Raw genomic sequence first — 25040 nt, forward strand, 5'->3', positions numbered from 1 at the left:
GCGCGCGGCGTCGGCGCTTTGGCGCACCGTGCTGGTGAGCTGCTCCATGCTCGCGGCCGTCTCTTGCAGGTTGCTCGCCGTCTGTTCGGTGCGCGCGCTCAGGTCCTGGTTGCCGGTGGCGATTTCGCTGCTGGCGGTGCCAATGTTGTCGGCCGCGCTGCGCAGCTGGCGCATCATGTCCAGGAAGCGCTGGCGCATGTTTTCCACTTCGCGCACCAGCACGCCGACTTCATCGCGGCGGTCGCTGTGGAAGGTCTTGGTCAGGTCGCCCTGGGCCACGGTGGTCACCGCGGTCGTCAATTCGCGCAGCGGCGCGCTCACGTTGCGACGGATCAGCACGAACAGGCCGGCACCGAGCAGTGCGGTACAGCCCGCCAGCAGTGCCCAGAACAGGTAGATGGTCTGCCAGTGCGAGGCCATGGCCTCGTCGTCAGACACTTCGGCCACGATCCACCAGCCACCGGTCTTGGCGGTTCGCTTGACGGCCCAGGGGCTCTTGATCGAAGCGTTGTACAGCGGCACCGACGACGGCACGAAGGCGTCCTCGCTGGCGCGCATGGCGGCCAGCATGGGGCCGGCTTGCGGGTTGACTTCCAGCACCTTCTTGCCAGCCGCGGTGGGGTGCGACACGAAGATGGCTTCGGCGTCGTTGGCGCGCGGCTCGATGATGACCGTGCCGCCGCTTTCGAAGAAGGTGGTCTTTTCGACCAGTCGGTTGAGCGAGGCCTGGAAGTCGGTGATGTCGAAACCGATGAACAGGATGCCGACGATCTTGCCGGCCGCGTCCTTCACGGGTTCGTAGTGCGTCATGTACGGCTTGCCGAACAGCACGGCGCGACCGGTGTAGGTTTTGCCGGCCAGCGTCAAGGCGTAGGCAGGGTGCGCGCGGGCGAGCAGGGTGCCCACGGCACGGTCGCCGTTTTCCTTCTTGAGCGAGGTGGCGATGCGCTCGAAGTCGTCGCCCTTGCGCATGAAGATGGTGGCCACGCCACCGTTGCTCTTGTTGAAGGTGTCGACTTCGCTGTGGTCACCGTTGAGCAGCATGCCCCAGCTCTTGAGCATGTTGGCCTCGGCGTCCAGCTCGAACACGTCGGCGAACTTTTGACGGAACGGGCGGTACGCGCGCTCGGTCATCAAACGGGCGGTCGCGTCGAACGCGTCCACGGAATCGGCGACAGCGGCAGCCTTGTCCCCTGCACCTTGTACCAATCGATCCCGCGAACGGCCTTCGGCGACCACGGCCATGCCGGTGCTGATCACGGCCAGCGTGATCGCCAGCAGGGCCACCGCCTGCAGGGAGAGACGACGTGCTATCGAGGCGCTGCCGTTTTGGTTATTGCGTTTGAAAAGCATGTCGTGCGTCTCCTTTCGGCGGTGAGGTGTGGGAAGGGCTTACTGCAGCACTTGGGCCGAATCCATCAGGCCCATGTCGGCTGGACATCAGCGTTTGATGTCCATGAGGATCAGCATGCAGTCAACGCTGGCGATGCCGGTGGATGAACGAGGTGTCGACCGTGTGTCTTATCTCGGCGGGACGGATGGCGTCGCCAGCCTCAGCTCGGAGCACGTCGGAGACCGAGTCGACGACGGCGCCGACCACGGCTGCGCACACCGCCGAGGCGCCGATCAGACGACCACCGCGAAACTGTTGTACTCAACCTTGTCGCAACCCAGTTTGATGCGCAGGTCGACGATCGGCGTCATCCACACCAGCGCAGATTGACCACGCCCTTGATGAAGCGTTCGGGCGCGTTAAGTAATGCGGGTCGGCTCTTCATAAGAGCGGGATTTCCTGCACGCGCAGGATGTCGCTGCTGTATTCTCGCCGCCAAGGCGGAAGGTCAGGAATTCGGCGCTGGTCGCCTGGGCAGCGGCTGCGCGCTGGCCTTCCCGGCGGGCAATGTGGGTGGCGTCGTGGCGCATGTCCATGGTCTCGGTCCTCGGTTGAAGGTAAGGCCAATAGGAATATCGGCCAAGCCCTCCGGGCTGAAGGCCGAAACAAAGGGAAGTGGCACGCCAATCCCGACCCGGGGTTGGCAGGGCCCTGATGGGCGGTTGTGGCGATCTGGCAAGCGCCTGCCGACTCGATCAGGTGCGAATGGGCGACGGCCTGCACCAGTCGGTCGGCCTCGCCGCCGCACGGCGGCGGCGGCGCTCTTCCACCAGCGCCGCATTTTGCTGCGGTCTGGATCCATCTGACTGACGCATATCGCCGACCTGCGCCAGACCCGTGCTTTGTTCACGGCTGGCGCCGCTGATGGCGTGCACCACCCGCGCTGATCAGCGGTCGATGGCGGTGCGCACGTCGCCCATGGTTCGCCCGGCCCGCTGGGCCAATTCCACGCCGTGGCCGTGGCTGGGTCTGAAAGCGGTGCCGATCAAGGTCTTGATCTCCTTGGCGGCACATCGGCGCTGCGCTGGCGCCAGCCGCGCACCTCGGAGGCCACCACCGCAGCTGCGGCTCTGTTTTGCCGTGGCACGCGCGCGGCTTCCACGGCGGCATTGCTTTTCGCCGTGATGTTGTCTGAAGGCGATGCCGGTCGATGCACGATGATGCCGATCTTCTGGCTGCTGGCGTTGATGCGCTGCACGCTAACTATGTCGGCCACCACCTCGCTCCCCCTTGGCGCCACGCTGGCGGCCTCGTGGGCCCATTGGCTGGCCTGCTCGGCGTGCCCGGCGTTCTGCGCCGCGCGCCCATCCTGCTCCATGGCAGGAGGCTGCCGTCTGTTGCAGGGCAGAGGCTCATGTTCTTCGGTGCTTGGCTCAGGTCCTGGTTGCCATGCGCGATCTGCGAGCTGGCACTGGCCACCGCGGCGCGTGCGTGTTAGCGAGCACGCGCCGACCAGACCAGATACGCCTCGGCCATGCGTCCGGCGGTCGATATCACACTGGTCGGTCATCGGGTCATGACGGGCACCGTTCAACTCGGGCTGCGGGCGATCGCCCGCACACCGCCTGTACTTCTGTGGGGCTCCTCAGCCGAGCGAGCGCACTGCGACGGATGATCCACCACGTGCGCCAGGGCAGCGCCCACGCAGGTGGCGCGCACCAGCAAAGCGTCACCATGCCGAACAAGGCCTCGCGCGGGCGTATCGCGCGTTCTCTTGATACAGATCGCGCGAGACATCGAGCTGCAGCTGGATCAGATCGCTCAGCACCGACTGCAGGGGATCGGAGCGCGGGTACATCTCGTGCGCCACCGAAACCATCTGTCCATGTCGTTGCACGCCATCAGGGCGTCGATGCGATCGACCGTGGCGTCAGCGGTGACGAACAGCGCTTCCGACTTGTCGATGAGACGCTGCTCTCACTCAGCTCGATCGCCGCAGGTCTTCCAGTGGTGCGAATGCTCGCGCGCTTCGGCCACCGCCGCGCGGGCCTGAGCCACCGTCACCGCCGCCGTCCAGCGCCCAGGCTGGCGTCCACGATGTTCACTGCGTACAGGTCGGACACCTTGGATCTGCGCCAGCGGCACCACGCGATCGTCGTACATGCTGCGCATATACTTTCTTGCATGGAGGAAGCCCAAAGCAACCACGGCCATCAGGGCCAACAGCAGCCCGCACATCAACATCAATCCGGGTACCGACCCGCATCGGCTGGCGCAAGGGGATTCATGTCAAACGCTCCTGGATTGGGGTGGGCCGGTCGCGTCAACATGAAGGAATCTCTTAAGGGCGACGATGACCAGCACGGTAGCAAACAACCGCTGATCGGTCAGAACTCCGCCGCGCTTGACCCGCTTGAGGCCAATCCGACCGCCAAACCGCGAAAACCGCACACCTTGAAGGGGAATTCGCCGCGTCGCCGAAGCGTCCCCTCTGATCGCCCCGTGATTTGCCACGTGCACGGATGCACACACTGATGCCCTGCCGCCTGGCTCCCGCGCCCACGCCCGCCATCGACAGAGCGCTGCCCTGCGGGCCCGCCAAAGCTGATGAAGCCGAGCTTGAGCCAGAAGCGCAGGGCCTGGCCAAGGGGAATGGCCGCGGCGGTGGTCTGGGGCGCGGTCATTGCGCGCCTCCGGCGCGGGGCATGGTGGGCAGCGCCACGGCGCGCCACTGGGCGATGTCTTCGGGCGCGTCCACGCCGTCTTCTCCCCCTTCAATGCCGCCGGCGAGCATCTGCGCCGGCCAGCCAGCCGAGCGCAGCGTGGCCGCGGCTTCGGCGCCCACCTCGTGGCCATACACGCAGTACACCACGACCTCGCGCGGCGCCTGGGTGCGGGCCAGGGCAGCCACGTCCTCGGGCGCGCAGCGCAAGGCGCCGGCCAGCATGCGCGGGCTTTCGGCAAAGCGGGCTTCACGCCGCACGTCCAGCAGCAGCGGGGCGTCGGTCCGGCCCAGGCGGGCCGCCAGTTGCTGGGGGGTGATGACGGAAACGGGATCGCGAGCGGTGTCCATGGGGAAACTCCAGAAGGTGAGTTGCCAGCACTTGGACGGGACACCGTCTATCCGCGAGGATTCGGGAGGCTGAGATCCCGAGTGACGGATGTTATCTCAGTCGCGCTCGAAGCGGAACACCGCCGTGGCGGCCCGCAGGTTGGGCAGCCAGCGCACCTCGCGGCCATCCTGCAGCCCGAAGGCGTCAATGATGTCCAGCGCGTTCTTGCCGGCCAGCACTTCAAAGTCCTTGAAGGTGCCCACGCGGATGTTGGGCGTGTCGTACCACTGGTAGGGCAGGCGCCGCGTCACGGGCATGCGCCCGCGCAGCACCGCAAGCCGGTTGGGCCAGTGCGCAAAGTTGGGGAAGGCCACGATGCCGCGGCGGCCCACGCGCGCGGTTTCGCGCAGCATGGTTTCGGCGTTGCGCAGGTGCTGCAGCGTGTCGATCTGCAGCACCACGTCGAAGGAGTTGTCGTCAAACATGGCCAGCCCCTCCTCGAGGTTGAGCTGGATGACATTGACGCCGCGCTTCACGCAGGCCAGCACATTGGCGTCGGCGATCTCGATGCCGTAGCCGGTGCAGCCGCGCTCGCGCTGCAGCAGGTCCAGCAGCGCGCCGTCGCCGCAGCCCAGGTCGAGCACGCGCGAGCCCGGCGGCACCAGCGCGGCGATGGATTTCATGGTGGCGGTATCGCTCATGAAGAAGCCACCCCCTCGCTTGCCACTTCGTGTGCTGCGCTGCCCCCCGAGGGGGCCTTCGCGCCTTGGGGCGGCCCGGCGTCGCTCAATACTTTTTCAAAGTACGAGCGCACCACGTTGAGGTAGCGCGGGTCTTCCAGCAAGAAGGCGTCGTGCCCGTGCGGCGCGTCGATCTCGGCGTAGGCCACGTCGCGGCGGTTGTCCAGCAGCGCCTTGACAATTTCGCGGCTGCGCCGGGGGCTGAAGCGCCAGTCGGTGCTGAAGCTGACCAACAGGAAGCGCGCATTGGCGCGCGCCAGGGCGGCGCTGAGGTTGCCGTCGAACTCGCGCGCGGGGTCGAAGTAGTCGAGCGCGCGGGTGATGAGCAGGTAGGTGTTGGCGTCAAAGTACTCGGTGAACTTGTCGCCCTGGTAGCGCAGGTAGCTCTCGATCTGGAACTCGACATCCTGCGTGGTGTACTTGTACCCCCACGCTCCACCGCTTTGCGGGTCGCTGCCCCCCGAGGGGGCTGACCCGCCTTGGGGCGGCCCGGCGGCGGTGTCCTGTGCCCCCACGCTCCCCACTTCGTGTGGTTCGCTGCCCCCCGAGGGGGCTGACCCGCCTTGGGGCGGCCCGGCGGCGGGTCGGCTGGCGCTGGCCAGCGCGTCGTTCAGATCAGCCGGCCGCAACGAGCGCCCGAACTTCTCGTTCATGACATCGTCGCTGAGGTAGGTGATGTGGCCGATCATGCGGGCGATGCGCAATCCGCGGCGCGGCAGGGTGCCTTCGCGCAGGTAGTGGCCGCCGTGGAAGTCGGGGTCCGTCACGATGGCGCGGCGCGCCACCTCGTTGAACGCGATGTTCTCCGCTGTGAGGTTGGGCGCGCTGGCCACCACCACCGCATGGCGCACCCGCTCGGGGTACTGCAAGGCCCAGCTCAGCGTCTGCATGCCGCCCAGGCTGCCGCCCATCACCGCCGCCAGCACATCGATGCCCATGGCGTCGAGCAGCCTGGCCTGCGCCTCGACCCAGTCCTCGACCGTCACCACCGGAAAGTCCGCGCCCCAGGCCTGACCGGTGGCCGGGTTGACATGGGTCGGCCCGGTCGAGCCGAAGCAGGACCCCAGGTTGTTGACGCCAATGACGAAGAAACGGTTGGTGTCGACCGGCTTGCCCGGGCCGATCATGTTGTGCCACCAGCCCTCGCTGCGCGGCAGCGGCTGGCCCTGGGCGTCGGCGTGGTGCCCTGCGACGTGGTGCGAGGCGTTGAGCGCGTGGCACACCAGTACGGCGTTGGATTTGTCGGCGTTGAGGCTGCCGTAGGTCTCGACCACCAGCTCGTAGGCGGGCAGCACCGCCCCGCTGCGCAGTTGCAGCGGCTGGTCGAATCGGTAGGTAACGGGGGTGACGATCAAGCGCATTCCCTGCGCAGGCAGGGCCAGAAAACAAAAACCCGGCACCACCAAAAGGCAGGCCGGGCGTCTCCGAGCTCCCCTTTAGCGGCATTTGTTGAGCGCCCGCAATCTGGATCAAATCGGCGCTGGGGCGGCAGTATACGCCCCGATTCGGGGCATTTGGGGGTGCCGGGCCTGTTGTACGCACGCATCGGGCGACGAGCCGTACAGCGCCGGCCCGCTTTTTGTCACCTTCGACGCGACAAACGGCGCATAATGCCCCGGCGTCCGTGGTAACCGGCCGCATGTCAAGTGATCGGTTGGTTTCGCGCGCTGCATTTGTGTGCCGGACGACGGGGCTCCATCGCTTCCTTCCAGTGTTTTGAGGAGTCCCTTTTCATGGGCAACAAGCTTTACGTCGGCAACCTGCCGTATTCCGTGCGTGACGAAGACCTGAGCCAGGCTTTTTCCGCCTATGGTTCGGTCAACAGCGCCAAGGTCATGATGGAGCGCGAGACCGGCCGTTCCAAAGGTTTCGGCTTTGTCGAGATGGGCAGCGACGCTGAAGCGCAATCGGCGATCGAAGGCATGAACGGCCAGTCGCTCGGCGGCCGCAGCCTGGTGGTCAACGAAGCCCGCCCGATGGAACCCCGCCCGCCCCGCACCGGTGGCGGTGGCTTCGGTGGTGGCCGTCGCGAAGGCGGCTTTGGTGGCGGCGGCCAGGATGGCGGCTTCCGCAGCCCCTATGGCAACGGTGGTCGCCGTGATGGCGGTGGCCGCGGCGGCTACTGATCCGTCAAGGCACCTGCCTGAAACAGGCCCCAAGGCTTCGCGCCTGGGGCCTTTTTGTTGCCTGCATGGTTCAGTGGCGACCCTCGCCCTCGCGGTGCTTGCGCGGGCGACCCGCCAGCAAACGGTCGAACCAGGCGTTGGGCAGTGCGCGCAGCAGCTTGGCCACCACACCCATCTGCCACGGAATCACCCGGTAGCTCATGCCCGCTTCGATGGCCTTGAAGGCCCGATCGGCAAAGACCTCGGGTGAGAGCAGGAAGGGCATGGCATACCGGTTCTCCTGCGTGAGCGGCGTATCGACATAGCCGGGCAGCAAGGTGACCACCGCCACGCCACTGCCACGCAGTTCGCCACGCAGGCTTTCGCAATAGGCCACGACAGCGGCCTTGCTCGCGCAGTAGGCCCCATGTCCGGGCAGGCCACGGATGGCCGCCACGCTGGCGATGCCGACCAGCGCGCCCTGACCGCGTGCGCGCATGGCCGCCACGAAGGGGTGAAAGGTCGCCGCCATCCCCACGTTGTTGGTGGCAAAAGTGCGCGAAAGCACCGAGATGTCCTCGCGCTGCGCGGTGTCCATACCCACGCTGATGCCGGCGTTGGCGATCACCACCTGGGGCACCCCCATGTCGGCCAGGCAGCGCTGACCCGCCTGCACGACCGCATCGACGTCGGCGACATCGGCGCGGTAGACACCGCAGGCCCGCTCGTCCAGCCCGCGCTCGGCGGCCCACCGACGCAGTTCTTCGTCACGCCGGGCGAACAGTGCCAAGCGGTAGCCCGCGCGCAGGTACCGGTCGGCCAGCGCCTGACCAATGCCGCTGGACGCGCCCGTGATGACCGCCAATGGACGAGAGTCGGTGTGTGAAGTCGTCATGGTGCGTTGCGTGGGGCCAGTTGCATGCGCACGCGGCCGTTGAATGTGGCCAGACGCGTCTGACTGTCATAGACCATGCGATCGGCGGTGATGCGATCGCCTTCGCGAATGACCAGCACGGGTTGATCGGAGCTGATGCGATCGTGCGGCTCCAGCTCGATGAGCAGGTACTCGCCCCGGAATTCGAGACGGGGCAGCGCGCCGCCACTGGCGTCGGTGCCGCCTTCACGGACCACCACCGCGTCGCCTTCGAGCACGAAACGCGTGTTGTCGTCGTTGGTGGTCAGGCGCTGCGACCGCGCGCTGGTGATCGATCCGTTTTCGGCCAGGTTGCGCAAGCGCGCGTTGTCGATTTCGACCCGGTCGTCGTCGGGGTGATGTCGCGCCTCGTCACCCAGCACCTCGGCGCGCAGGTTGCCATTGACGTCGAACGACTTCACCGAAAAACGGCGCATGAAATAGTCGGGCTCGCCGGTGACCGGGCGCTCGGGTTCCGGCTCGGGCGCGCTGGGCGTGGCCCGCAAGAGCCAGTACGAGCCCAGGGCCAGCAACCCCATGAGCAGCATCGGCAGGTAGATGGACAAACGGTCCCACCAAGGGGCACGTCGCAGCGTGGCAGTGACGGGCGGCGCGCTGCGATCGAGCCCGGGAATGAGGTCGAAGTCGTCCTCGGCGTGCACCGCTGCGCCTTCAGAGCCCGGCCAATTCGGCCGCGTAGGCGCCGCGCGCCATCAGCAACAGATCGCAGAACTCGCGCACGGCCCCCTCGCCAGCCGCCCGGCGGGTGACATGGTGGGCCATGGCACGCACTTCGTCGTGCGCCGCTGGCGGCGCAACCGCCAGTGCAGACTGGCGCATCACGGGCAGGTCGGGCCAGTCGTCGCCCATGGCGGCCGCCTCGTGCCAGCCGGCATCCAAGGCGGCGAGGATGGCTTCAGCGGCCGGGCGCTTGTCTTCGGTCCCCAGGTGCATGTGGGTCACGCCCAGGGCCTGCAGCCGCATGCGCAGGGGCTTGCCGTCGCGGCCGCTGATGACCGCCGGCACGATGCCGTGGCGCTGCAAGAGCTTCAAGCCATGGCCATCCAGCGTGTGAAAGCGCTTGATGGTTTCACCGGCTTCGGTGAAATAGAGCCCGCCATCGGTCAACACACCGTCGACATCAAAGAAGGCCACTCGCACGGCTTGCGCCCGCAGCAGCAAGGCCGGAGAGAACTGCAGCACCGGCGTCATGCTCAGATCACCTTCGCGCGCATGAGGTCGTTGCTGTTGACTGCGCCCACCAAGCGGCCGTCGCCATCGACCACCAGCACGCTGGTGATGCGGTGTGCCTCCATGAGGTCTGCCGCCTCGACGGCCAGGGCCTCGTCGCGGATGGTGCGCGGCGAAGGATGCATCACGTCGCGCGCGCACAGGGCACGCAGATCCACGCTGCTGCCGCTGCGCTCGATCAGGCGTCGCAGGTCGCCATCGGTGAAGATGCCCACGATGGCATTGCCGTCGACCACCGCGCACATGCCCAGGCCCTTGTCGCTGATCTCGCGCATGAGCGTCATCAAGGTGGCCTCGGGCGTCACGCGGGGCACATCGGCACCACCCCGCATGACGTCGCTCACGTGGGTGAGCAGCTTGCGCCCCAACGCGCCACCGGGGTGCGAGCGCGCAAAGTCGTCGGCCCGGAAACCTCGCGCATCGAGCAGCGCCACCGCCAGGGCGTCGCCCAGCGCCAGCTGGGCGGTAGTACTGGCCGTCGGCGCGAGGTTGTGCGGGCAGGCCTCCTTGGCCACCGAGGTGTCGAGCACCACGGCGGCGTGACGGCCCAGCGTCGATTCGGCCCGGCCGGTCAGCGCCACCAGTGGCACCCCCATGCGCTTGATCAGCGGCAGGATGGCGGTGAGCTCTTCGCTCTCGCCCGAGTTGCTCAGCGCCAGCACGGCGTCGACCTCGGTGATCATGCCCAGATCGCCGTGACTGGCCTCGGCCGGATGCACGAACATGGCCGGCGTGCCGGTGGAAGCGAGGGTGGCGGCCAGCTTGCGGCCAATGTGGCCACTCTTGCCCATGCCCATCACCACCACCCGACCGCGGCAGGCGAGCAGCAACTGCACCGCCTCGGCAAATCGGGCGTCCACGCGTTGCGCCAGCGCCTGGACGGCATCGGCTTCGATCTGCAAAGCCTCGACGGCGAGCTGCCTGACCCGTTCGAGGTCGATCTGGGGTGCGACTGACATGCGCCGGATTATCGCTGCGGGCACGCAAATCCCCGGCTGCTGCGGGCCAATGAACCGACCCGGCCCTTACCATCCGCCCATGACTTCGCTCGATCTGGCCTTGCTGTACCTGTTGGCTGCGGTGCTGGCCGTGGTGGCCTGCCGCAGCTTCAAGCTGCCGCCCATGCTGGGGTATCTGGCAGTGGGCGTGGTGATCGGTCCGAACGCGCTGGCCCTGGCGCAGAACTCCAGCGGGGTGCGCTACCTGGCCGAGTTCGGCGTGGTCTTCCTGATGTTCGTCATCGGTCTCGAGTTCAGCCTGCCCAAGCTGCGCGCCATGCGGCGCTTCGTGTTCGGCCTGGGCTTGTCGCAGGTGGTGCTCACCGTCGTGCTGACCACGTTGGCTTCACTGGCCATGGGCCTGCTGTTACCAGCGTGGTGGAACCTGTCGTGGCAGGCAGCGGTGGCGCTGGGTGGTGTGATGGCGATGAGCAGCACGGCCATCGTGATCAAGCTGGTGGCCGAGCGGCTGGAGCTCGAGTCCGAGCACGGCAAGCGGGTGCTGGGCATCCTGCTGTTCCAGGATCTGGCCGTGGTGCCGCTGCTGGTGCTCATCCCGGCGCTGTCGGCGCCGCCCGAGGAGCTGATCATGGAGCTCGGTCTGGCGGTGCTCAAGGCCGTCGTGCTGCTGGGCCTGCTGCTCACAGGCGGGCAACGGCTCATGCGCTGGTGGCTGACGCTGGTGGCCAGGCGCAAGAGCGACGAGTTGTTCATGCTCAACCTGTTGCTCATCACGCTGGGGTTGGCCTGGATGACCGAGCACGCGGGTCTGTCGCTGGCCCTGGGCGCTTTCGTGGCCGGCATGCTGATTGCCGAAACCGAATACAAGCACCAGGTGGAGACCGACATCCGCCCGTTCCATGACGTGCTGCTGGGCCTGTTCTTCATCACCATCGGCATGTTGCTCGACTGGCGGCTGGTGCTGGAGCGCTGGCCGCTGGTGCTGCTGATGCTGGTGGCTTCGCTGATGTTCAAGCTGGTGCTCATCACCACACTGACGCGGCTGTTTGGCGCACCCATGGGCACGGCCATGCGCACCGGCCTGTACCTGACCCAGGCGGGCGAGTTCGGTCTGGTGCTGCTCACGCTGGCTTCGCAGCACGATCTGGTGCCGCCGGCCTTGTTCAACCCGATCCTGGCGAGCATGGTCATCTCCATGCTGCTCACGCCGTTCCTCATCCTGTACAGCAACCGCATCGTCACGCGCCTGGTTGGCAGCGACTGGTTGATGCAGTCGGTGCAGATGACGGCAATTGCACGCAAGGCGATCAACGCCGACAAACACGTGATCATCTGCGGCTATGGGCGCTGTGGTCAGAACCTGGCGCGGCTGCTGGAAGCCGAGCACATCCCCTACATGGCCCTGGACCTCGACCCCGATCGGGTGCGGCAGGCGGCAGCGGCCGGCCATTCGGTGGTATTCGGCGATGCGGCTCGGCTTCAGGCCTTGATGGCGGCGGGTCTGCACCGGGCCAGCGCCGTGGTGGTCACCTACCTCGACACGCCCAGCGCACTCAAGGTACTGCACCATGCCCATGAGCATGCGGCGCATGTGCCGGTGGTGGTGCGCACGGTCGACGATGTGGACATTGACCGCTTGCGCACGGCCGGCGCCACCGAGGTGGTACCCGAAGCGATCGAGGCCAGCCTGATGCTGGCCAGTCATGCACTGGCGCTGGTGGGGGTGCCCATGCGGCGCGTGATCCGCGTGGTGCAGGATCAGCGCGACGCGCGCTACGAGCTGCTGCGGGGCTACTTCCACGGCGCCGACGACGATTCTGCCGACGAGTTGCTGCACGAACGCCTCAACAGCGTGACCCTGCCCGGCGCCGGCCGCTGCGTTGGCAAGACCGTGGGCAGTCTGGCACTGCCGGCAATGGGCGTGCGGGTGGTGAGCCTGCGCAGGGCTGCGGGCCGCCACGTGACGGTCGACGACGACACGGTGCTGGCGGGGGGCGATACGCTGGTGATCAGCGGGCAGGCACCCGCGCTGGCGCTGGCCGAGGACAAGTTGCTGGGAGGCTGAGCGGATGACGCCAGGGCGGCGGCGTCGATAATCCGACCCCATGGACACCGCCGCCTACCTTCGCTCCCACATCCGCACCGTCCCCGACTGGCCGGCCCCCGGTGTGATGTTTCGCGACATCACGCCCTTGCTGCAGGACCCCAAGGTGTTTCGGGTGTTGATCGATACCTTCGTGCACCGCTACATGGACCCGGCGTTGCGGCCCAGCGTGGTCGCGGGCCTGGACGCGCGGGGCTTCATCATCGGCTCGGTGCTGGCGTACGAACTGGGCGTGGGCTTTGTGCCGATCCGCAAGAAGGGCAAGCTGCCCTTTCACACCGTGGAAGAAACCTACGAGCTGGAGTACGGCAGTGCCACCGTCGAGCTGCACACCGATGCGGTCAAACCGGGGGACCGCGTGCTGCTCATCGACGATCTCATCGCCACCGGCGGCACCATGATGGCGGGGCGGCGATTGCTGGAGAAACTGGGTGCCACGGTGACCGAGGGCGCTGCGATCGTCGATCTGCCCGAACTGGGCGGCTCAGCCCGGCTGCGCGACAGCGGTCTGGCGCTGTTCACCCTGGTGGATTTCGAGGGCCATTGACCCTCCCAACTCAACAGGGCCGCAAGCCCCGTCAGAGCTTGCCGTGCTGGGTATCGCTGAGCGCAGCGAAGTCGCTCACGGCCTCGGGCATCGGCAACTGCGGGTCCAGCGGATGGCGATACACCGCCGGCGGGGGCGCAGCGATCGCGTTGCGAAAGGCCTGGACTTCGTCCGCACTGACGCGCTCGCCCGGGCCCTTGGTGGTCGACACGGGTGGACGCGGAATCGAGGTGTCTGCCGAGTCACGGCGGGTCTGCGCAACCATCGATGCACGCAACGCCTGGCCCACCTGTTCCGGGGTGGGCTTGCGTCGCCAGTAGATGGCGCGCACGTCCATGGTGTGGCGCGCCTTGGCGCTTTGTTGCACCCAGCGTTCGATCTCCAGCAGAAACTCGTCGGGCAGCGATTGCGCCGGCAGGGCAAGGTCGACCAGCACGATGAAGCTGTCGCCGTTGCTGTCGAGATTGAGCACCTTGAAGGTGTAGCTGGTGGACAGCACGCCACCGCGGATGAGGGATTCGCGCACCACGGCAAACAGCTGTTCGCGTCGCAGCAGGCGCCGTCCGCGGCGTGGCGAAATCAGCGGCATGGTGGTGGTGCGAAACGCATTGCGCGCGCGCGCCAGGGCACCTCGGCTGGAGTGGTTCTTCTTGGCCTTGAGCCAGCTCATCAGGGACATGGTCAGTGCGTGCACGCAGTGGCGAATCGTTGATGAAGCATTCGGCCGGCGCCTGGGCGCGTGGCCGCCGTCCGGGCTGTCAGGTGACCGCCACGCGCTTCGGTTTGTTGTACATGCGTCGGGCCAACACAGCCGACATGGCAATGGTGACGTCGAGTGCGATCTGCGGGTGGCGCACCCCCAGCTCGCGAAAACGTAGAGGTGTCATGCACCACAGGCGGCAGTCGCTGCCCGCATTGACGGTGGCGCTGCGCGGCAGGTGGCTGAAAAACGCGCCCTCACCCAGCAAGGAGCCAGCGCCAACCACTGCAATGCGCACCCGCTCCTTGGAATCTTCGTAATGCACGGTGAGCGTGCCGCTTTCAACGAAGTAGACGGTGCGGTCCTTGACGCCTTGCTCAATCAGCACATGCCCCTGCTGCAGCGCGACGGGCTGCAGGTAATTGGCCAGCGTCACCCAGTGCGCGTCGCTGAGGTTGAGGGGCACGGCGTCCAGCGCACTGCTGTGTCGCATGGCCTGCGACAGGTGCTGGATATCGAACCGTGTGGACGTGCTCGGGGCATTCATGAGCGAAGTGAACCGCAAGCCATGCCCCCGCGCAAGGCGCCCGGAACTGGTGGTTACAGTTCGGCTCCCAGCGGCACGCGGTAACCCCTGGGCGGCAGGTTTTCGCTCACTTGCCGATGCAAAAACGCGAAAAGATGACGCCCAGCAAATCGTCGGCGGTGAACTCGCCGGTGATCTCGCCCAGGTGGTGCTGGGCCAGGCGCAACTCTTCGGCGAGCAGATCGAGGTGTTCGCCGGCATGCGCCAGCAACTGATCGGCCTGTTGCAGATGCTGGCCGACTTGGTCGAGGGCGCGCAAATGGCGCTCGCGCGCCATGAACAAACCCTCACCACCACTTTGCCAACCCGCCAGTTGAAGCAGCCGTTGGCGCAACGCGTCGAGGCCCGTCCTGTGTTTGGCGGACAGGGCGATGTCATCGTCGCCGGCGGGTGCCCCTTCGGCCTGGTCAATCTTGTTCCAGATGTGCAGCACTGGCACACCCTCGGGCAGGCCGCGCAGGATGTTGGCGTCACCGTGCCGATAGCGCGGCTCGCCCCAGCGCGTGAGGTCGTGCAGGAACAGCACCGCATCCGCGCCGCGAATGCGTTGCCAGGCACGCTCGATACCGATGCGCTCTACTTCGTCGATGCCGGGCGTGTCGCGCAGCCCAGCGGTGTCGGTGACGTGCACTGGCACGCCTTCGATCTGGATGGTTTGTTGCACCACATCGCGCGTGGTGCCCGCGATGGGGGTCACGATCGCCAGCTCGGCGCCAGCCAATGCGTTGAGCAATGAGCTTTTGCCGGCATTGGGTTGGCCGGCAATCACCACTTGCAGTCCGTCGCGCAGCAGCGCGCCCTGTTGTGCCTCGGCCTGCAAGGTGGACAGCGATTGCCGCAAGCGCTGCAACTGGCCCTGGGCGTCTGCCTTCTGCAGGAAGTCGATCTCTTCTTCGGGGAAATCCAGTGTGGCCTCGACCAGCATGCGCAGGTTCACCAATGCGTCGCGCAGCGCGTGTACCCGTGCCGAGAAGGCGCCCGCCAGGGACCGGGCGGCACTGCGCGCCGCAGCTTCGGTGCTCGCGTCGATCAGGTCGGCGACGGCTTCGGCCTGTGCGAGGTCGAGCTTGTCGTTGAGGAATGCGCGTTCGGTGAATTCACCCGCACGCGCCAGGCGCAGGCCGGGCAAGGCGTCGCTGGCCACCTCCAGGCAGCGCGCCAGCAACAACTGCAAGACCACCTGACCACCGTGGCCCTGCAGTTCGAGCACGTCTTCACCCGTGTAGGAATGCGGCGCCGGAAACCACAGCGCCAGGCCGGTGTCGATGGGTTGGCCGTCGGCGGTTCGCCAGGGCCCCAATGTCGCTTCCCGGGGCCTGAGATCGCGCCCCAGCAGGGCGCGCACAAAGGGCGCCAGTCCCTTGCCAGACACTCGAACGATGCCCACCGCGCCACGCCCGGGCGCAGTGGCGATGGCAACGATCGGATCGGCGTGATGGGGCAGCATGTGGAAGCGAAGGTTCGCCTGCCCCAGGCCCAGGGCGCCGAGGTGCCGGCTCTACCGGTCCTCGGTCGCCGTCCCTCCTGCCGCAGGGGGGACGCCGTGTCAGCGGCGCAGGGGGGTCACTTGAATTTCGGCAGGTTGAACTTGATGGGCACGCCCATGCGGTGGTTGATGTGTGCCTGCTGCAGGATGGTGAGCGTGTTGTTCGTGATCCAGTAGAGCACCAGGCCCGACGGGAAGAAGAAGAACATGACCGAGAACACCAGCGGCATCATCCACATCAGCTTGGCCTGCATGGGGTCCGGTGGCAGCGGATTCAACGCCGTCTGGATCATGGTCGTGATGGCCATCACCAGGGGCAGGATGTAGAACGGATCGGGCGAGGACAGATCGTGGATCCAGGCCATCCAGGGCGCGTTGCGCATCTCGACGCTGGACAGCAGCACCCAGTACAGGGCGATGAACACCGGTATCTGGATCAGGATCGGGAAGCAGCCACCGAGCGGGTTGACCTTCTCTTCCCGGTAGATCTTCATCATCTCCTGCTGCATCTGCTGCGGGTTGTCCTTGAGGCGTTCGCGCATTTCCATGATGCGCGGATTGATCGCTTTCATCTTGGCCATGCTGCGATAGGCGCTGGCGTTGAGCCAATAGAAGGCGGCCTTGATGAGGACCACAAGCAGCACGATGGCCCAGCCCCAGTTGCCGACGAAGCCGTGAATCTTCTCGAGCAACCAGTAGAGCGGCTTGGCCAGGATGGTCAGCCAGCCATAGTCCTTGACGAGTTCAAGGCCGGGCGCCAGGCGCTCCAGCAGTTTTTCGTCCTGCGGCCCGACGAACAAGCGCGCCGAGGTTTTGACCGTTTGGCCTGGCGCGATCTCGGGCAAGGCACTGATGGCGCCCACTGCGTACAGGTTGTCGGCCAGCTTGCGCACGAAGTTCTCGCGCGCCTCGCCTTCGGCACCCAGCCAGGCCGTGGCGAAATAGTGCTGAACCATGGCCACGTAGCCATCGCTGGTGCTGCGGACATAGTTGGCCTTGTCGCCATCGATGTCCTTGAACTGCACCTTCTGGTACTTGTGCTCGGTCGTGTACACCGCGGGTCCGGTGAACGTCGAGTAGAACGGGGTCTGGCTCTCAACGGTGCTGCCATCGCGCACCAGCTGACGGTATAGCTGCGCTTTGACTGGAGCGCCGCTGGCGTTGAGCACCTCCTGGTCGACCTGAATGTCGTAGGCGCCCCGTTTGATGGTGTAGGTCGTCGCCAGCTTCACGCCGCCCACCTCGGCAGACTCGTAGCGCACCTGCACGCTGTCCTGACCATCGGCCAGCGACGTCGGCGTGCCGATCAACTGCATGGCCGTCTTGTGGTTGGGGAAGGCGCCACCAATGAGACCGGTTTGCGCCACATACGTGCGGCCGTTGTCGGTGGTCAGCAGGTGATAGGGCGTTTGCACCGCACGGTCCGTCCCGCCGGAGGCCTGTGAATGCTTGAGCAGCTCCGCCCCCACCAGGGCACCGCCTTCCGACTGGAAGGTCAGGGCCAGCACGTCGGTGCGCAGCGTCAGCCGGGTGTTGGCGGGCGCGGCAGGTGCTGCCGTCGCATCGGCGCCCGGCACGGCACTGGAGGAAGCCGCGGTGCCGGCCTGGGGCAACGCCGCAGGCGCTGCCGTAGCTGGTGCCTGAGCGGTCACGGCGGGCTTGGCGCTGGGAAAGAAGGTGGCCGGTTTGCCGTTGTGGACCTGCCATTTGTCCCAGATCAGGACCATGGCAAAGCCAAACACCACCCAAAGGATGGAGCGACGGATGTCATTCATGAGGCGTTCTTCTTGTCGGGGTGACGGGGAATGAGGCGAGTGAACAAGGCCGGCGGGCGTTGTTCGGGCACCGGATCGCATCCGCCTTCGCACCAGGGGTGGCAACGCAGCAGGCGCCCTGCCGCCAGACGGCTGCCCGCGAGGGCACCGTGGCGTTGCAGGGCTTGCAGCGCATAGACAGAGCAGGTGGGTTCGAAGCGGCAACCGTTGCCCAACCAGGGGCTGAGCAGCAAGCGGTAGCCCTTCACCAGGGCGATCAGGGTTTGTTGTGGCAGTTCACGCCACATGGGACGTGCCGCCCAGCGGCCCACGCGATTCGGCACCCAGCCAGAGTTGCAGCAACTCGGCGCGCACAGCGTGCTTGAGCGCCTCCGATGAAGCGCTCACAAAACGGGCCTTGTCGAAACCGCTGCGCAAGCGCACCACATGCGCGGCCCGCGGCAACACCGACGCGTCTGGCGCGCAGGCGTAGATCTGGCGACGGATGGCATTGCGCGTGACGGCACGACGCGCCCAACGCTTGGGCACAAGCACACCCAGCCAGGGACCTGGCTGGGCAAACAAGGTGCTCTCGCCCTCGACGGCATCGAGGGACAGGCGGTGCAGGGCGAAGTGGGGCGTCTTGGCCACGGGAGCGCTGGCCAATACGGCCTGGAACTGCTGCCGGGATCGCAGACGTTGGATCACCGGCGCACGAAGCGCTTGCGGGATCAGACAGCCAGGCGCTTGCGGCCTTTGGCGCGGCGGGCGTTGATCACCGCGCGGCCACCGCGCGTCTTCATGCGCACCAGGAAACCATGGGTGCGGGCGCGGCGGATCTTGGAGGGTTGATAAGTGCGTTTCATGTTGGACCAGTCCGAAATCGGGGAAACCCGCAATTATCGCCAGAAACGTCCGGTGTGGGCAAGCGCTGAAGAGTGACAGGGGTGGCGGCACTGGGAAATGCCCCCCGCCATTGTGATGTGATGAACGGTGCCCGGTCAGCTTGTGGATAACTGGGCTGCGTGCCTACAATGCGCGCCCGGGGTGCCACCCCTTGTCCACAACGATAAATCGCTTTCCCCATTTCCGATGTCCGAGGGCACCTCACCGTCCGTCGCTGGCAATGACGCCAAAAGTCAGCGCTCACTCTGGTCCGTTTGCATCGAGCGATTGGCCCAGGAAATTCCCGAACAGCAGTTCAACACCTGGATTCGTCCGCTGGGTGCGACGGAAGCCACCGATGGCTCCAAGGTCGTGCTGTCGGTGGGCAATCGCTTCAAGCTGGACTGGATCCGCGCTCAATATGCGCCGCGGATCAGCGCCTTGCTGGAGGCCGAACAAGGCCACCCTGTCACCCTGGAGTTAGCACTTGCTCCCCGTGAAGTTCCCGCGCGTACTGCGGTTATTTCCAGGCCTGTTGTTGACCTTGATAGCGAGGAACTGCCAGCCGCACCTGCGCTGTCCAGCATTGATACGCCCACCAACGCCGGCGCCCCGAAGTCGCGCCTGAACCCGGCGCTGACCTTCGGGACGCTGGTCGAAGGCTCAGCCAACCGCATGGCGCGCGCGGCCGCCATGCACGTGGCGGGCAGCCTGGGCCAGTTGTACAACCCGCTGTTCATCTACGGCGGCGTCGGCCTGGGCAAGACTCACCTGGTCCACGCCATCGGCAATCACCTGCTCGCCGAGCGCCCGTCGGCCAAAGTTCTCTACATCCATGCCGAGCAGTTCGTCTCGGATGTGGTCAAGTCCTATCAACGCAAGACTTTCGATGAGTTCAAGGCGCGATACCACTCGCTGGATCTGCTGTTGATCGACGACGTGCAGTTCTTTGCCAACAAGGACCGCACCCAGGAGGAGTTCTTCAACGCCTTCGAAGCGCTGCTGGCCCGCAAGAGCCACATCGTGCTCACCAGCGACACCTACCCCAAGGGCCTGACCGACATCACCGAGCGCCTGATTTCGCGCTTCGATTCGGGCCTGACCGTGGCGATCGAGCCGCCCGAGCTCGAAATGCGCGTGGCCATCCTGATCAACAAGGCGGCGGTGGAAGGCGCAGTGATGCCCGAAGAGGTGGCGTTCTTCGTGGCCAAGAACGTGCGCTCCAACGTGCGCGAGCTCGAAGGCGCGCTGCGCAAGATCCTGGCGTACAGCCGCTTCAACCAGAAGGACATTTCCATTCAGCTGGCACGCGAGGCCCTGAAGGACCTGCTGTCGATCCAGAACCGCCAGATCAGCGTCGAGAACATCCAGAAGACGGTGGCCGATTTCTACAAGATCAAGGTCGCCGACATGTATTCGAAGAAGCGCCCTGCCAGCATCGCGCGGCCGCGTCAGATTGCCATGTTCCTGGCCAAGGAGCTCACCCAGAAGAGCCTGCCCGAGATCGGCGAGCTGTTCGGCGGACGCGACCACACCACCGTGCTGCACGCCGTGCGCAAGATCTCCGGCGAACGGCAGCAAAACACCGAGCTGAACCAGCAGTTGCACGTGCTGGAGCAGACCCTCAAGGGCTGAGCCCCGGCAATCTGCAGAAACCAGCGGAAAACACTGTTCAAAAAGGTGAAAATACGGCGGTTTAGCCGTCCAGGGTGCGCCAGGCACCTTCACAACGAAAGAGCCGCCGATGATCGTTTTCAAATCTCCCCAGGACAAGGTGTTGGCCGCGCTGCAAGCGGTCTCCGGCATCGTCGAGCGGCGCCACACGCTGCCCATCCTGGCCAATGTGTTGATCCGAAAGACGGGCTCGCAACTGCAACTGACGACCAGCGACCTGGAGATCCAGATCCGCACCACCGCCGACCTGGGTGGCGACAGCGGCAGCTTTGCCACCACGCTGGGCGCGCGAAAGCTCATCGACATCCTGCGCACCATGCCGGGCGACCAGACCGTGAGCCTGGAGCACACCAGCGGCAAACTGGTGCTCAAGGGCGGCAAGAGCCGCTTCACGCTGCAGAGCCTGCCGGCCGAGGACTTTCCGCTGGTGCAGGAGGCCGCCAGCTTCGGCCCGGCCTTCAGCGTGCCGCAAAAGACGCTCAAGAGCCTGCTCGGCCAGGTGTCGTTTGCCATGGCGGTGCACGACATCCGTTACTACCTCAACGGCATCCTGTTCGTGGCCGAGGGCAAGAAGCTGAGCCTGGTGGCCACCGACGGCCACCGCCTGGCGTTTGCCAGCGCCGAACTCGACGTCGAGGTGCCCAAGCAGGAGGTCATCCTGCCGCGCAAGACCGTGCTCGAGATGCAGCGCCTGCTCTCCGACAAGGAAGGCGCGATCGAGATGCAGTTCGCGGCCAACCAGGCCAAGTTCAGCTTTGACGGCATGGAGTTCGTCACCAAGCTGGTCGAGGGCAAGTTTCCCGACTACAACCGCGTCATCCCCAAGAACCACAAGAACATCGTCACGCTGGGCCGTGCGCCGCTGCTGTCGTGCCTGCAGCGCACCGCCATCATGACGAGCGAGAAGTTCAAAGGCGTGCGCCTGAACGTCGAGCCCGGCACCCTGCGCGTGGCCTCGAGCAACGCCGAACAGGAAGAAGCCGTCGACGAACTCGACATCGACTACGGCGGCGACGCGATCGAGATCGGCTTCAACGTCACCTACCTCATCGACGCGCTGCAGAACATGGGGCAGGACATGGTGCGTGTGGAGCTGGCTGATGGCAACAGCTCGGCGCTGGTCACCAACCCCGACGACAACGCCTTCAAGTACGTCGTGATGCCGATGCGCATCTGAGCGCCGCACCCCAGCTTGCCCAGGCCCGACCCGCTCCCCAGCGGGTTTGGCGTTTTTTGCGATAGAGAAAGCCTTTATGTCCGACGCCGCACCGAGCCCCGAAAGCTCCAATTTCCAGCCCAAGATCGACCCCAACCAGGCGGGCGCCAGCGAGGGCTACGGCGAGGGTTCGATCCAGATCCTCGAAGGCCTGGAGGCCGTTCGCAAGCGCCCGGGCATGTACATCGGCGACACGTCCGACGGCACCGGCCTGCACCACCTGGTGTTCGAGGTGGTCGACAACTCCATTGACGAGGCGCTGGCCGGCCACTGCGACGACATCGTCGTCACCATCCACACCGACAACTCCATCAGCGTGGTGGACAACGGCCGCGGCATTCCCACCGGCATCAAGCTCGACGACAAGCACGAGCCCAAGCGCAGTGCGGCCGAGATCGCGCTGACCGAGCTGCACGCCGGCGGCAAGTTCAACCAGAACAGCTACAAGGTCTCGGGCGGCCTGCACGGCGTGGGCGTGAGCTGCGTGAACGCGCTCAGCAAGTGGCTGCGCCTGACAGTGCGCCGCGAAGGCAAGGTGCACCAGCTGGAATTCGCGCGCGGCTTCGTGCAGAACCGCATCCTGGAAGACCAGGCTGGTGTCGAGATCTCGCCCATGAAGGTGACCGGGGCCACCGAGAAGCGCGGCACCGAGGTGCACTTCCTGCCCGACACCGAGATCTTCAAAGAGAACAACGACTTCCACTACGAGATCCTGAGCAAGCGCCTGCGCGAGCTCAGCTTCCTAAACAACGGTGTGCGCATCCGCCTGGTCGACGAGCGCAGCGGCAAGGAAGACGACTTCTCCGGTGCCGGCGGCGTCAAGGGCTTCGTCGAGTTCATCAACAAGGGCAAGAGCGTCCTGCACCCGAACATCTTCCACGCGCTCGGCGACCGCGTGAGCGACCAGGGCACCAACATCGGTGTCGAAGTCGCGATGCAGTGGAACAGCGGCTACAACGAGCAAGTGCTCTGCTTCACCAACAACATTCCGCAGCGCGACGGCGGCACCCACCTCACCGGCCTGCGAGCGGCGATGACGCGGGTGATCAACAAGTACATCGAAGAGAACGAGCTGGCCAAGAAGGCCAAGGTCGAGGTCACCGGTGACGACATGCGCGAAGGCCTGTGCTGCGTGCTCAGCGTCAAGGTGCCCGAGCCCAAGTTCTCCAGCCAGACCAAGGACAAGCTGGTCTCCAGTGAAGTGCGTGGCCCGGTGGAAGACGTGGTGGCGCGCCTGCTCACCGACTACCTGCAGGAGCGCCCCAACGACGCCAAGATCATCTGCGGCAAGATCGTCGAGGCCGCGAAAGCGCGCGAAGCCGCCCGCAAGGCGCGCGAGATGACACGCCGCAAGGGCGTGCTCGACGGCATGGGCCTGCCCGGCAAGCTGGCCGATTGCCAGGAGAAAGACCCGGCGCTGTGCGAGATCTACATCGTGGAGGGCGACTCTGCCGGTGGCTCCGCCAAGCAGGGCCGCGATCGCAAGTTCCAGGCGATCCTGCCGCTGCGCGGCAAGATCCTCAACGTCGAGAAGGCGCGCTACGAGAAGCTGCTCACCTCCAACGAGATCCTCACGCTCATCACCGCGCTGGGTACGGGCATCGGCAAGGCCGGTGGCGGTGGTGGCGGCGAAGGCAAGGACGACTTCGACGCTGCCAAGCTGCGCTACCACCGCATCATCATCATGACCGACGCCGACGTCGACGGCGCCCACATCCGCACGCTGCTGCTGACCTTCTTCTACCGCCAGATGCCCGAGCTGGTCGAGCGCGGGCACATCTACATCGCCCAGCCGCCGCTCTACAAGGTCAAGAGCGGCAAGGAAGAGCTCTACCTCAAGGACGCCGCTGCGCTGGACGGCTTCCTGCTGCGCATCGCGCTCAAGGACGCCAAGGTGCTTACCGGTGGCAGCACCAACACCACCATCGAAGGCACCACGCTCGAGGAGCTGGCGCGCAAGCACCAGGTGGCCGAGCAGGTCATCGCACGCCTGTCCGCCTTCATGGACGCCGAAGCCCTGCGCGCCATCGCCGACGGCGTGGCACTCAACCTCGACGACATGGACACCGCCGCGGTGAGCGGCGAGGCCCTGCAGGCCAAGCTGCGTGAACTCACCACCACCGGCGTGCCCGCCACCGTCACGGCCGAGTTCGACGCCCGCACCGACAAGCCGGTGCTGCGCATCAGCCGCCGCCACCACGGCAACATCAAGAGCAGCATCATCACGCAGGACTTCGTGCACGGCGCCGACTACGCCGCCCTGGCCGAAGCCGCCAACACCTTCCGCGGCCTGCTGGGCGACGGCGCCAAGGTGCAGCGCGGCGAAGGCGACAAGCAAAAGGAAGAGCGCGTGAGCGACTTCCGCCAGGCCATGCAGTGGCTGATCCACGAAGCCGAGCGCACCACCGCGCGCCAGCGCTACAAAGGCCTGGGCGAGATGAACCCCGAGCAGCTCTGGGAAACCACCATGGACCCGAACGTGCGCCGCCTGCTCAAGGTCCAGATCGACGACGCCATCGAAGCCGACCGCGTATTCACCATGCTGATGGGCGACGAGGTGGAGCCGCGCCGGGACTTCATCGAGACGAACGCGCTCAGGGCGGGGAATATCGACGTTTGATGCCCCGGGGCGTCGCGCCATGCGCCAAGCCCCAGGCAGAAAGCGCCACCACAGTGGCCATGCGGTTGTGGAAGCGAAGCCGCAGTGGCGGTTCCTGGGCCGACAGGGCTTGAGCCCCGTCAATCTGCCTGGATGCCGGCATCCTTGATCACCTTGGCCCACTTCGCGGTCTCGGCGCGGGTGAAGGCTTCAAACTGTGTCGCCGTGCCGGCATCGACGATGGCACCGCGGGCCGCCAGTTGATCCTGCACCTCCTTGCGCGCCAAGGTCTTTTGCAACTCGGCGTTGAGTCGCTCGACGACCTCCGCCGGCATGCCCTTGGGGCCGACAAAGCCCCACCAAACGGTTGCATCAAGGTTGGGCCAGCCCAGCGAGGCCGTGGTGGGCAGGTCCGGCAGGCTGGCCACCGGCTTGGTGCCATAGGTGGCCAGCGCCCGCAACTTGCCGGCCTGAATGTGCGCCAGCACCTCCAGCGGATTGATGGACATGAAGGAGATGCGCTCACCCAGCAGATCCGTGATCGCGGGGCTGCCACCCTTGTAAGGCACGTGAACCGCCTTCATGCCGGTCTGCTGCAACAACAGCTCGCTGGCCAGGTGCCCCGAGCTGCCGTTGCCCGCGGAGCCATAGGTCAACGCGGTGGGGTTGCTCTTGCCATGCTCGATCAATTCCTTGAGCGTCTTGAACGGCGAGGCTGTCGGCACGACGACCACCAGCGGCGCGTAGCCGATCTTGCCGATGGCGGTGAAGTCGGTGGCGGGGTTGAAGGGCAGGCTGCGGAACAGCGCGCCATTGCTGGTCAGCGACGGTGAGGCCGTCAGCAGCGTATAGCCATCCGCCGCGGCCTTGGCCACCGCGCCCATGCCGATGTTGGTGGACGCGCCAGGCTTGTTGTCCACCACGAAGGACTGACCCAGGCCGGGGGCGAGTTCCTTGGTGAGGATGCGCGTGACGATGTCGACACCACCGCCCGGCGCATACGGCACCACGACCGTGATGGGTTTGGCGGGAAAGGCCTGGGCCTGAGCGGCCAGGGGGACCCCGAGACAGGCGGCTGCGGCCAGGAGAACGGTGGTTCTGCGGTTGAGGAATGACATGGGATACCCAGTGGTTG

27 protein-coding genes are annotated in these 25040 nt (G+C 66.0%); 7 read left to right on the plus strand and 20 right to left on the minus strand.

Annotated elements, in window-relative coordinates; translation table 11 throughout:
- Positions 1 to 1353: methyl-accepting chemotaxis protein (locus tag KF871_RS02885; protein WP_291138041.1), on the minus strand; the 1353-nt coding region annotated here is incomplete at its 3' end.
- 115 nt (positions 1354 to 1468) lie between these two features.
- Between KF871_RS02885 and KF871_RS02890 the strand changes: the two genes are divergently transcribed.
- The gene (locus KF871_RS02890) at positions 1469 to 1723 is read left to right on the plus strand and encodes a hypothetical protein (RefSeq protein WP_291138044.1); all 255 of its coding nucleotides are present in this window, start codon (positions 1469 to 1471) and stop codon (positions 1721 to 1723) included.
- Positions 1724 to 1752: 29 nt separating this feature from the next.
- Here the strand turns inward: KF871_RS02890 and KF871_RS02895 are convergent, their stop codons facing one another.
- From KF871_RS02895 to KF871_RS02925, 7 genes are all read right to left on the minus strand, one after another.
- Positions 1753 to 1929, minus strand: coding sequence for a hypothetical protein (locus KF871_RS02895; RefSeq protein WP_291138047.1), 177 nt, complete (start codon positions 1927 to 1929; stop codon positions 1753 to 1755).
- A gap of 449 nt (positions 1930 to 2378) precedes the next feature.
- Positions 2379 to 2711, minus strand: a complete 333-nt coding sequence (locus KF871_RS02900) for a hypothetical protein (RefSeq protein ID WP_291138049.1) — start codon at positions 2709 to 2711, stop codon at positions 2379 to 2381.
- Between the two features lie 351 nt (positions 2712 to 3062).
- Positions 3063 to 3230 carry a hypothetical protein gene (locus tag KF871_RS02905; RefSeq protein ID WP_291138052.1) on the minus strand — a complete coding sequence of 56 codons (168 nt, stop codon included), beginning with the start codon at positions 3228 to 3230 and terminating at the stop codon, positions 3063 to 3065.
- An 80-nt stretch (positions 3231 to 3310) separates the two neighbouring features.
- Entirely contained in the window at positions 3311 to 3571 is a 261-nt protein-coding gene (locus KF871_RS02910) for a hypothetical protein (protein WP_291138055.1), read from the minus strand.
- 442 nt (positions 3572 to 4013) lie between these two features.
- Positions 4014 to 4406, minus strand: coding sequence for a rhodanese-like domain-containing protein (locus tag KF871_RS02915; RefSeq protein WP_291138058.1), 393 nt, complete (start codon positions 4404 to 4406; stop codon positions 4014 to 4016).
- A 96-nt stretch (positions 4407 to 4502) separates the two neighbouring features.
- Positions 4503 to 5087, minus strand: a complete 585-nt coding sequence (metW, locus tag KF871_RS02920; RefSeq protein WP_291138061.1) for a methionine biosynthesis protein MetW — start codon at positions 5085 to 5087, stop codon at positions 4503 to 4505.
- Positions 5084 to 6487: a homoserine O-acetyltransferase gene (locus tag KF871_RS02925; protein ID WP_291138064.1), complete on the minus strand. Its 1404-nt coding sequence runs from the start codon at positions 6485 to 6487 to the stop codon at positions 5084 to 5086. Before KF871_RS02925 ends, metW begins: the two co-directional genes overlap by 4 nt.
- Positions 6488 to 6859: 372 nt before the next feature.
- On the opposite strand from KF871_RS02925, the gene KF871_RS02930 reads away from it, so the two are divergent.
- Complete coding sequence (locus tag KF871_RS02930; RefSeq protein ID WP_291138066.1) at positions 6860 to 7252, plus strand: RNA-binding protein; 393 nt, start codon at positions 6860 to 6862, stop codon at positions 7250 to 7252.
- A 70-nt stretch (positions 7253 to 7322) separates the two neighbouring features.
- Here the strand turns inward: KF871_RS02930 and KF871_RS02935 are convergent, their stop codons facing one another.
- Genes KF871_RS02935 through KF871_RS02950 form a run of 4 tightly spaced genes read right to left on the minus strand, consistent with a single transcriptional unit; the run spans position 7323 to position 10354 of the window.
- Positions 7323 to 8126 carry an SDR family oxidoreductase gene (locus KF871_RS02935; RefSeq protein WP_291138069.1) on the minus strand — a complete coding sequence of 268 codons (804 nt, stop codon included), beginning with the start codon at positions 8124 to 8126 and terminating at the stop codon, positions 7323 to 7325.
- Complete coding sequence (lptC, locus tag KF871_RS02940) at positions 8123 to 8806, minus strand: LPS export ABC transporter periplasmic protein LptC (protein ID WP_291138072.1); 684 nt, start codon at positions 8804 to 8806, stop codon at positions 8123 to 8125. The genes KF871_RS02935 and lptC overlap by 4 nt, the downstream gene beginning before the upstream one ends.
- Positions 8807 to 8816: 10 nt before the next feature.
- Positions 8817 to 9356, minus strand: coding sequence for an HAD family hydrolase (locus KF871_RS02945; RefSeq protein WP_291138075.1), 540 nt, complete (start codon positions 9354 to 9356; stop codon positions 8817 to 8819).
- A 2-nt stretch (positions 9357 to 9358) separates the two neighbouring features.
- Positions 9359 to 10354 carry a KpsF/GutQ family sugar-phosphate isomerase gene (locus KF871_RS02950; protein WP_291138077.1) on the minus strand — a complete coding sequence of 332 codons (996 nt, stop codon included), beginning with the start codon at positions 10352 to 10354 and terminating at the stop codon, positions 9359 to 9361.
- Between the two features lie 79 nt (positions 10355 to 10433).
- On the opposite strand from KF871_RS02950, the gene KF871_RS02955 reads away from it, so the two are divergent.
- Both KF871_RS02955 and KF871_RS02960 read left to right on the plus strand, forming a co-directional pair.
- The gene (locus tag KF871_RS02955; RefSeq protein ID WP_291138080.1) at positions 10434 to 12419 is read left to right on the plus strand and encodes a cation:proton antiporter; all 1986 of its coding nucleotides are present in this window, start codon (positions 10434 to 10436) and stop codon (positions 12417 to 12419) included.
- A gap of 40 nt (positions 12420 to 12459) precedes the next feature.
- The gene (locus tag KF871_RS02960; protein ID WP_291138083.1) at positions 12460 to 13005 is read left to right on the plus strand and encodes an adenine phosphoribosyltransferase; all 546 of its coding nucleotides are present in this window, start codon (positions 12460 to 12462) and stop codon (positions 13003 to 13005) included.
- A 31-nt stretch (positions 13006 to 13036) separates the two neighbouring features.
- Here the strand turns inward: KF871_RS02960 and KF871_RS02965 are convergent, their stop codons facing one another.
- From KF871_RS02965 to rpmH, 7 genes are all read right to left on the minus strand, one after another.
- Positions 13037 to 13699, minus strand: coding sequence for a hypothetical protein (locus KF871_RS02965; protein WP_291138086.1), 663 nt, complete (start codon positions 13697 to 13699; stop codon positions 13037 to 13039).
- Positions 13700 to 13763: 64 nt separating this feature from the next.
- Positions 13764 to 14252 (minus strand): Crp/Fnr family transcriptional regulator, encoded by a 489-nt coding sequence (locus KF871_RS02970; protein WP_291138089.1) that lies wholly within the window; start codon positions 14250 to 14252, stop codon positions 13764 to 13766.
- A gap of 106 nt (positions 14253 to 14358) precedes the next feature.
- The gene (mnmE, locus tag KF871_RS02975) at positions 14359 to 15738 is read right to left on the minus strand and encodes a tRNA uridine-5-carboxymethylaminomethyl(34) synthesis GTPase MnmE (RefSeq protein WP_291138091.1); all 1380 of its coding nucleotides are present in this window, start codon (positions 15736 to 15738) and stop codon (positions 14359 to 14361) included.
- A 116-nt stretch (positions 15739 to 15854) separates the two neighbouring features.
- Entirely contained in the window at positions 15855 to 17552 is a 1698-nt protein-coding gene (gene yidC / locus KF871_RS02980) for a membrane protein insertase YidC (RefSeq protein WP_291138094.1), read from the minus strand.
- Positions 17549 to 17839 (minus strand): membrane protein insertion efficiency factor YidD, encoded by a 291-nt coding sequence (gene yidD, locus KF871_RS02985; protein WP_291138097.1) that lies wholly within the window; start codon positions 17837 to 17839, stop codon positions 17549 to 17551. Before yidD ends, yidC begins: the two co-directional genes overlap by 4 nt.
- The gene (locus KF871_RS02990; protein WP_291138702.1) at positions 17829 to 18236 is read right to left on the minus strand and encodes a ribonuclease P protein component; all 408 of its coding nucleotides are present in this window, start codon (positions 18234 to 18236) and stop codon (positions 17829 to 17831) included. Before KF871_RS02990 ends, yidD begins: the two co-directional genes overlap by 11 nt.
- Before the next feature lie 26 nt (positions 18237 to 18262).
- The gene (gene rpmH / locus KF871_RS02995; protein WP_006299042.1) at positions 18263 to 18397 is read right to left on the minus strand and encodes a 50S ribosomal protein L34; all 135 of its coding nucleotides are present in this window, start codon (positions 18395 to 18397) and stop codon (positions 18263 to 18265) included.
- A 226-nt stretch (positions 18398 to 18623) separates the two neighbouring features.
- On the opposite strand from rpmH, the gene dnaA reads away from it, so the two are divergent.
- The 3 genes from dnaA (at position 18624) to gyrB (ending at position 23926) form a co-directional block, all read left to right on the plus strand.
- Positions 18624 to 20051: a chromosomal replication initiator protein DnaA gene (gene dnaA / locus KF871_RS03000; RefSeq protein ID WP_291138100.1), complete on the plus strand. Its 1428-nt coding sequence runs from the start codon at positions 18624 to 18626 to the stop codon at positions 20049 to 20051.
- 109 nt (positions 20052 to 20160) lie between these two features.
- The gene (gene dnaN / locus KF871_RS03005) at positions 20161 to 21267 is read left to right on the plus strand and encodes a DNA polymerase III subunit beta (protein ID WP_291138103.1); all 1107 of its coding nucleotides are present in this window, start codon (positions 20161 to 20163) and stop codon (positions 21265 to 21267) included.
- A gap of 76 nt (positions 21268 to 21343) precedes the next feature.
- Positions 21344 to 23926 (plus strand): DNA topoisomerase (ATP-hydrolyzing) subunit B, encoded by a 2583-nt coding sequence (gyrB, locus tag KF871_RS03010; RefSeq protein ID WP_291138106.1) that lies wholly within the window; start codon positions 21344 to 21346, stop codon positions 23924 to 23926.
- Between the two features lie 119 nt (positions 23927 to 24045).
- Here gyrB and KF871_RS03015 read toward each other — a convergent pair whose 3' ends face one another.
- On the minus strand, positions 24046 to 25023 hold the full coding sequence (locus tag KF871_RS03015) for a tripartite tricarboxylate transporter substrate binding protein (RefSeq protein ID WP_291138109.1): 978 nt from the start codon (positions 25021 to 25023) through the stop codon (positions 24046 to 24048).
- Positions 25024 to 25040 lie beyond the last annotated feature (17 nt).

The organism is Hydrogenophaga sp., from assembly GCF_019635465.1.
In the GTDB taxonomy this organism is placed as follows: Bacteria; Pseudomonadota; Gammaproteobacteria; order Burkholderiales; family Burkholderiaceae_C; genus Hydrogenophaga.